We start from the raw sequence: 7,722 nt of genomic DNA on the forward strand, positions 1-7,722 counted from the left end.
TTTTTTTTTTTTTGGAGCTGTCGAAACATACTAATGTTTTGGCAGCTTTTTTATTAGATTTTATTTGCCACAGATTAAAAGGATTAAAAGGATTTTTTTTCTGCCACGAATTTCACGAATTTTCACGAATTAAATTTTGCTTAATTTTTTTATATCATTACACAAAGTATCGTTAATGAAATTTCTTAACAGAAACCTTGAAATTCATTTCTTGCATACAGTTTACACAACAAATAATTAGTGAAAATTCGTGAAATTCGTGGCAAAAAAAACATCAACCCAAAGAGTAAAAAATCTTTTTAATCCTTTTAATCTGTGGCAAAACTTAAATTACCAGCATAAAAAAAGCGCATTTCTAAACCTGTAGAAATGCGCTTTTTATGTCTTTTAAAAACAACTATTTATTGCAGTTGTTTTTTGTATATAGAATATATTGTATCAATTGTTTTGCGGTCAAGCGTTGCAGTTGCATCTGTTTGGATATAGTGCAATTTAAAAGCCTGAATGGCTGCAGAAAGATTCTTAGTGTTATAACCAATAATTCTCAAGGCAGGTTCGATTTTAAAATCGAACGGCGCTTCTTCGAGAACTTCATCCGGCCAGATTCCAAAACCTTTTTCCGCTAATGTTTTCCACGGAAATAAAGCACTAGGATCTTGTTTTCTTCCCGGAGCAATATCAGCATGACCTAAAAAGTTTTGAGTCGGAATATTGTAATCCTTTTTAAGTTTTGTTAATAAAGCTACTAAACTGTTGATTTGAGCCTCTGTAAAAGGTTTGAAACCATTATTGTCTAATTCAATTCCTATAGAAGAAGAATTTAAATCAGTATTTTTTCCCCAGGTTGATGCTCCCGCATGCCAAGCTCTTAAATAATCGTTCAGCATTTGAACCACTTTTCCATTCTCAGAAATCACATAATGAGCGCTAACCTGAGTTTTGGTTTTAGTAAAAGTGTTTATAGTCTGCTGAACAGAATCCTGAGCAGTATGATGAATGATAACAAAACTTGGTTTTCTTAAGTTGAAATTTACCGTTCCAATCCATTCTGTACTAATTCCGTTTAATAAGGCAGTTGACCCTGTTTTAGACAATGTATCTTTTATAATACCCAATTGCGAAGCATAAGTAGTGTCAATAATCAACGGACTTACCGGAGGAATTGTTTGTGCTTCTTTGCTTGTAATTTGATTCTCTAAAGTCTTTAATTGCTGGTCATAAGCTTTTTCAGTATGCTTATACGGATTTGTTGAGCAAGAAGTAATGATAATTGCTAAAAACAAATAACAAAAATGTTTTTTTGCCATGGTTGGTTACATTTTATAATAGAATTAGAACAATTATTCCTGAACTTTTTCAGCTGGTTTTTCTTCTTCCTTATTATCTTTTGAATCTTTATCTTTTTTCTTTTTTGATTTTGACTTTTTAATTTCTTTAAAGTCAGCCATAAAGTTTTTGTACTTCTCAATTTGATCAGGATTTAAAAAAGCAGTTATTTTTTTGTCCATGCTTTCTTTTAGAGCTTTTAACTGCTCCATTTTCTCGTCCTGGCTGCTGCTTTCATTTTTTATAAGAATTCCTTGTTCTCTCAAACTTTCAGAAAAAACATTTGTAATTGCAATTACCTGGAGTTCATCAAGATTTACAACAGGTTTCATTTGTTCAACGATCTTACCGGCAGTTTCCTCAACAGGTATTTCTTTAGGTTTACTGGTATTGCCTTGCGGACCTCCCATCATGCTTCTGTCCATGCCCATTCCGCCGCCTCTTCCGTAACCGCCACCACCATAGCCATTGCCGTAACCATTACCATATCCGTTTCCGTATTGAGCCGAAGCAAAATTGAAACAGAATAATGTAAAAACTAATAGAATTAAGTTTTGAGTAGCTTTCATAAAGTTGTTTTTGTCTAAGGTTAGCACTAGTTTTACGGTAAATTTAAGCAGGTTCTCCGTATAAATCAAATTCTGTTGCTTCAATTATCTTGATATTAACAAATTCGCCTGTTTTTACGTAATGTTTAGATGCATCTATTAAAACTTCGTTATCAACATCCGGACTGTCAAACTCCGTTCTGCCCACAAAATGCGCGCCTTCTTTTCTGTCAATAATACATCTAAAAACTTGTCCAACTTTTTCCTGATTCAAATCCCATGAAATCTGCGATTGTAATTCCATGATTTCATTCGCTCTTGCTTGTTTTACATCATCCGGAACATTATCCTCTAATAAATAAGCATGCGTATTTTCTTCATGAGAATAAGCAAAACAGCCCATTCTGTCAAACTTCATTTCCTGAACAAAATCTTTTAAGATTTCGAAATCTTCCTGCGTTTCACCAGGATATCCAACAATTAAAGTCGTTCTAATTGCCATTCCGGGAACAGCAGCACGAAAATCTTTTAATAATTGTGTTGTTTTAGCCTGAGTTGTACCGCGACGCATTGATTTCAAAATTGAATCTGAAATATGCTGCAATGGAATATCAATATAATTACAAATCTTAGGTTCGCGCTTCATTAATTCCAAAACATCCATTGGGAAACCAGTAGGATAAGCATAATGCAGACGAATCCACTCAATTCCTTCAACAGCTGCCAGAGCTTCTAACAATTCTGCCAGATTTCTCTTTTTATAAAGATCTAAACCGTAATACGTTAAATCCTGAGCAATTAGTATTAATTCTTTAACGCCATTTTTAGCTAAACCTTGTGCTTCCTTAACTAATTTTTCAATTGGCTGCGAAACGTGAGAACCACGCATTAACGGAATTGCACAAAAACTGCAAGGTCTGTCACAGCCTTCGGCGATTTTTAGGTAAGCATAGTTTTTAGGAGTAGTCGTTAATCTTTCTCCTAATAATTCATGTTTATAATCAGCTCCTAAAGCTTTCAATAATTGAGGTAATTCAGTAGTACCAAAATATTGATCAACATTTGGGATTTCTTTTTCTAAATCAGGTCTGTAACGTTCAGATAAACATCCGGTTACAAAAACTTTATCAACTAATCCTTTGTCTTTTTTGTCTGCATATTCCAAAATCATGTTTACTGATTCCGCTTTCGCATTGTCAATAAAACCGCAAGTGTTAATTACAATAATGTTTCCTTCATCCTTAGTTGCCTCATGAGTTACTTCTTTTCCGTTTGCACGAAGCTGACCCATAAGTACTTCACTATCATATACATTTTTTGAACACCCAAGAGTGATTACGTTAATTTTGTTCTTTTTTAAAGACTTGGTTCTCATACTTTTATAAATTGGAGTGCAAAATTACACTTTTTTATTCAAACACCGCTTGTTTCGGTTTCTTTTAGGTGTTTTTTATGAAAGCCTTTTTGATATTTTATGGAAAAAAAAATCCGCCAAGTAAAAACCTGACGGAAATTTCCATTCATCTATTTAATTTTAATTACAATTCAAATAATAAAGTCAAAGAAACATTATTCAATGTTGAGGTAATGTTTGCTCCGTCAGTAAACCCTTTAGAAAAAAATCCTTGATTAGATTTTCTTTCTGCATAAGCATAAGCCAAGTCTAATTTAGTCGATCCAAAGTTATAGCCTAAACCTGCAGAAAAACTGTTCAGGTCTCCAACTGTAGTTCCGTTTTTATAAGGGCTTCCTTCAAAACGATATCCTCCTCTAAGGCTTAACTGTTTTATTTTAAATTCGGCTCCAACTCTTAATTCTCCATTAGTGGTTAATTGATCGCTTACCTCGGTATTTATACCTCTAAATTCTGGATCATTTGTTGGTTTGAATTTTGCATTACTATAATCTTTAATGGAGTAATCTACACTAATTAAACCTGATTTACCAAATATGTAAGCTGCACTAAAAGTAAATTTTCCCGGAGTTTGTAAAGTGTAAGGCTCGTAAACGTTTATAATGTTTGGATTTACATCATAAAAATTCTGTATCCCGCCTGTAGCTTCTGTAGTAGTATAAACGCTTTGAGATAATTCATCATACAATTCATACCATGTATTTGATTCGTATGCTAATCCAAGTCTAAATGCTTCAGTAACCTTAGCAATCGCTCCTAGTTGAAAAGAGAATCCGTTACCGTAAGTATATAATTCATTATTGAATGTTACATCAGAAATAGTTGGTGTTCCGGTAAGTGGAGCATTGTTGAACTCATAAAAACTACTTGATCTTCTGTAATCTGTTACATGTACATTTAAGTTTGCTCCCAGATAAATACGATCATTATATGATGTTGCAATATTGAAGCTTACTTTGCTGTTGTAGCCTCTTTCGTAAATATTGTTTTCCTGATAATAAGTTTGTCCAGTTGGTACATTAGAGGTGTATTGTGTGTTACTGTCATTATTAGCAACTGGATTTATTATAAAGCCCTCATAACCAAAATAAGCTTGTTGTTGTCTGTAAGTTTGATCCGCATAAGCAATGTTTCTTATTGCTCCTAATTCAATACCATTATTTTTTAATGGATCTCCATTTGCATAAGCTAAGAAATAATTTGCTATAGAATTATTAGGGTTTCTTCCCGCAGAGAAACTATTGTTGTTAAAATTATTTGTGTTTTCATAGCTGGCTCCAATTGCAATTTTATTCCATCCTTTATTGTTAGGGTTTCTGTCTTTGAAAACAAAAACTCCTCCAGCCTGATTTAGTATGAAAGAATTGTCTTTGTCTTGGGTTTCCCCATCGTTAAAATATTTCGAGCCATTATTAATGTTTTGATTGCTCAATGTAATTCCAACTTGATTGTTGTTGAAAATTGCAGATCCCGCCGGATTCACTGTTGTAGCAGATAAATCACCGCCCACAGCTCCGAATGCGCCACTCATTGCTCTAAATCTTGCAGTTCCGGTTATGTTATCTTGTGAATATCGCAAAGCATCAGAAACATCCTGAGAATGTGAGACGCTGACAGTTAGTCCTGTAATTAAAAGGAATAATATTTTTTTCATTTGGGTAGATTTTTAAATATATAAACTAGATGTGGAAAAGAAGGAAAATGTTACCTTCTTCCACCTCCGCCTCCGCCGTATGATCTTCCGCCACCGCCACCGCCGCCAGATGATCTCATGCTTCCGCCACCGCCACTGTTCATTGAGCGTGATGGGCTAGGAGAGTAGGTTCTCGAAGTGCTTCCGTTGTTACCATTGCTGTAACTTCTTGTGTTAGTAGTTGTGCCAGATCTTCTGTTAGAATAATCGTAGCTGTTACTTTGACCTTGAGAATAACTTCTTCTGTTTGTAAATGTTGGACTGCCAGAATTGTAAGTTCTTCCGTTTACAGCAGAGCTTCTTCTGTAATCAGAATAACCGTTAGATCTGTTAGTGTAGTTTCTGTTTGTTGTATAGCTTCCTCTGTTAGTATAGTTTCTGCTGTTTACAAAGTTTCTGCTGTTTACAAAGTTTCTGTTTGTAGCATAACTTCTGTTTGAAGCGTAGTTTCTGCCTCCGTAGTAAGCTGCAGATCCTCTTCTTCCGTAGCTGTAAGAGTAGTTACCGTAGTAACCGCCTCCCCAGTATCCAGGATAGCCCCATCCAGGTCCCCAATATCCAGGGTATCCCCAAGCGTAACCAGGATATCCCCAGTAGCCGCCCCAATAACCGCCATATCCCCATCCGTATCCGTAATAAGGGTATCCCCATCCGAATCCGAATGACCATGTTGGGTCAGAGTAAACGTTTACTGAAACATCTGAATTACTGCTTCCCCAAGCCGGGTAAGAAGCTACAGCAGCTGTTTGTGTGCTGTCGCTTTCAGAATAATTACCATAATTGTCTACATCTGTAAAAATTTCAGTAGGCTGGTTATCATCTTGCAGTGACTTGAAGTAGTCTTTATATTGGTTGTTTGTGTTTGTGGTATTTGTTTGAGCATATCTGTTGGTAGAATTACCATATACTCCATCATTATCATTATATGAAGTGTTTTGGTAAGAACCACAGGATACTGCTAGAAAACTCAGTAATCCAATTAAGTAAAAAGAACTTGAGTTTTGGCGGAGAGTAATATAAGTTTTCATATCTGTGGTGTTTTTTATTGTTGCACATTACAAAAATAGTTAGTTTTGTCAAACTATTTAGTTAAAATTATTAAAACAAAATTTGTGCCAAACTATATAATATGAGTAAGAACCTTACTACGCGATCAGAAGATTATTCTAAATGGTATAATGAGCTGGTTGTCAAAGCAGATTTAGCTGAAAATTCAGGAGTTAGAGGGTGTATGGTAATTAAACCATACGGATATGCAATTTGGGAAAAAATGCAGGCAGAGTTAGATAGAATGTTTAAAGAAACAGGACATCAAAATGCTTACTTTCCTTTATTTGTTCCTAAAAGCATGTTTGAAGCTGAGGAGAAGAATGCAGAAGGATTTGCAAAAGAGTGTGCTGTTGTAACACACTATAGATTAAAGAATGATCCGGATAAACCAGGGAAATTAATAGTTGATCCTAATGCTAAATTAGAAGAAGAACTTATTGTTCGTCCTACGAGTGAGGCAATTATCTGGTCTACATATAAAGGATGGGTTCAGTCTTATAGAGATTTACCTTTATTAATTAACCAATGGGCAAATGTGGTTCGTTGGGAAATGCGTACGCGTTTGTTTTTAAGAACTGCCGAATTTTTATGGCAGGAAGGGCATACGGCTCATGCTACAAAAGCAGAAGCGATAGAAGAATCTGAAAAAATGATGAATGTATATGCTGATTTTGCAGAAAACTTCATGGCGATTCCGGTAATAAAAGGTTTTAAAACTGAAACAGAACGTTTTGCCGGTGCAGATGAAACCTATTGTATTGAGGCATTAATGCAGGACGGAAAAGCATTACAGGCTGGAACTTCTCACTTTTTAGGTCAGAACTTTGCAAAAGCTTTTGATGTAAAATTTGCTAACTCAGAAGGAAAACAAGAATATGTTTGGGGAACTTCTTGGGGAGTTTCTACCCGTTTGATGGGAGCTTTAGTAATGACACATTCTGATGATCAGGGATTAGTGCTTCCTCCAAACTTAGCTCCAATACAAGTTGTGATTGTTCCGATTCATAAAACAGATGAACAGCTGGCTGAAATTACGGCAGCGGTTAATGAATTGACTGCGAAATTGAGAAAACTTAAAATTTCGGTTAAATATGATGACAGAACGACGCAAAAACCAGGATTCAAATTTGCTGAATGGGAATTAAAAGGTGTTCCTGTTAGAATTGCTGTTGGTCCAAAAGATCTTGAAAACGGAACTTTTGAGGTGGCAAGACGCGATACATTGACAAAAGAAGTTGTTTCTGGAGACGGAATCGTAAATTATATTAATGACTTGTTAGAGCAAATTCAAACCGATTTATTTAATAAAGCATTAGACTATCGTAATACGCATATTACGGAAGTGAATAATTTTGAGGAATTTAAAGAAATTTTAGAAGGTAAAGGCGGCTTTGTTTCGGCTCATTGGGATGGAACTGCAGCAACTGAAGAAAAAATAAAAGACTTGACAAAAGCAACGATTCGATGCATCCCTTTAGATGCTGTAGAAGAGGCGGGAACCTGTGTTTTTACTGGGAATCCTTCTTCAAAAAGAGTGCTTTTTGCTAAGGCTTATTAAAAATTTTTAATTTTTTTTACATCAGGTATTGTACATCTTAAAAATAGTTGTATTTTTGCATCCGCATTAGAGAAACACGGTCCGTTCGTCTATCGGTTAGGACGCCAGGTTTTCATCCTGGTAAGGGGGGTTC

Annotated in this window: 6 protein-coding genes; 1 reads left to right on the forward strand and 5 read right to left on the reverse strand. The window is 35.3% G+C overall.

Annotated elements, in window-relative coordinates:
* Window positions 1-401: 401 nt before the first annotated feature.
* The 5 genes from ACODSB_RS16220 to ACODSB_RS16240 form a co-directional block, all read right to left on the reverse strand.
* Complete coding sequence (locus tag ACODSB_RS16220) at window positions 402-1,307, reverse strand: N-acetylmuramoyl-L-alanine amidase (RefSeq protein WP_053473845.1); 906 nt, start codon at window positions 1,305-1,307, stop codon at window positions 402-404.
* A gap of 33 nt (window positions 1,308-1,340) precedes the next feature.
* Window positions 1,341-1,895, reverse strand: coding sequence for a hypothetical protein (locus ACODSB_RS16225; protein WP_053473846.1), 555 nt, complete (start codon window positions 1,893-1,895; stop codon window positions 1,341-1,343).
* A 43-nt stretch (window positions 1,896-1,938) separates the two neighbouring features.
* Window positions 1,939-3,249, reverse strand: a complete 1,311-nt coding sequence (gene rimO / locus ACODSB_RS16230) for a 30S ribosomal protein S12 methylthiotransferase RimO (RefSeq protein ID WP_053473847.1) — start codon at window positions 3,247-3,249, stop codon at window positions 1,939-1,941.
* Between the two features lie 163 nt (window positions 3,250-3,412).
* Entirely contained in the window at window positions 3,413-4,942 is a 1,530-nt protein-coding gene (locus ACODSB_RS16235) for an OmpP1/FadL family transporter (RefSeq protein WP_488937806.1), read from the reverse strand.
* Between the two features lie 50 nt (window positions 4,943-4,992).
* Window positions 4,993-6,009 (reverse strand): hypothetical protein, encoded by a 1,017-nt coding sequence (locus tag ACODSB_RS16240; RefSeq protein WP_488937807.1) that lies wholly within the window; start codon window positions 6,007-6,009, stop codon window positions 4,993-4,995.
* A 101-nt stretch (window positions 6,010-6,110) separates the two neighbouring features.
* Between ACODSB_RS16240 and proS the strand changes: the two genes are divergently transcribed.
* On the forward strand, window positions 6,111-7,589 hold the full coding sequence (proS, locus tag ACODSB_RS16245) for a proline--tRNA ligase (protein WP_488937808.1): 1,479 nt from the start codon (window positions 6,111-6,113) through the stop codon (window positions 7,587-7,589).
* Window positions 7,590-7,722 lie beyond the last annotated feature (133 nt).

The sequence above is a fragment of the Flavobacterium sp. FG68 genome, from assembly GCF_057808895.1.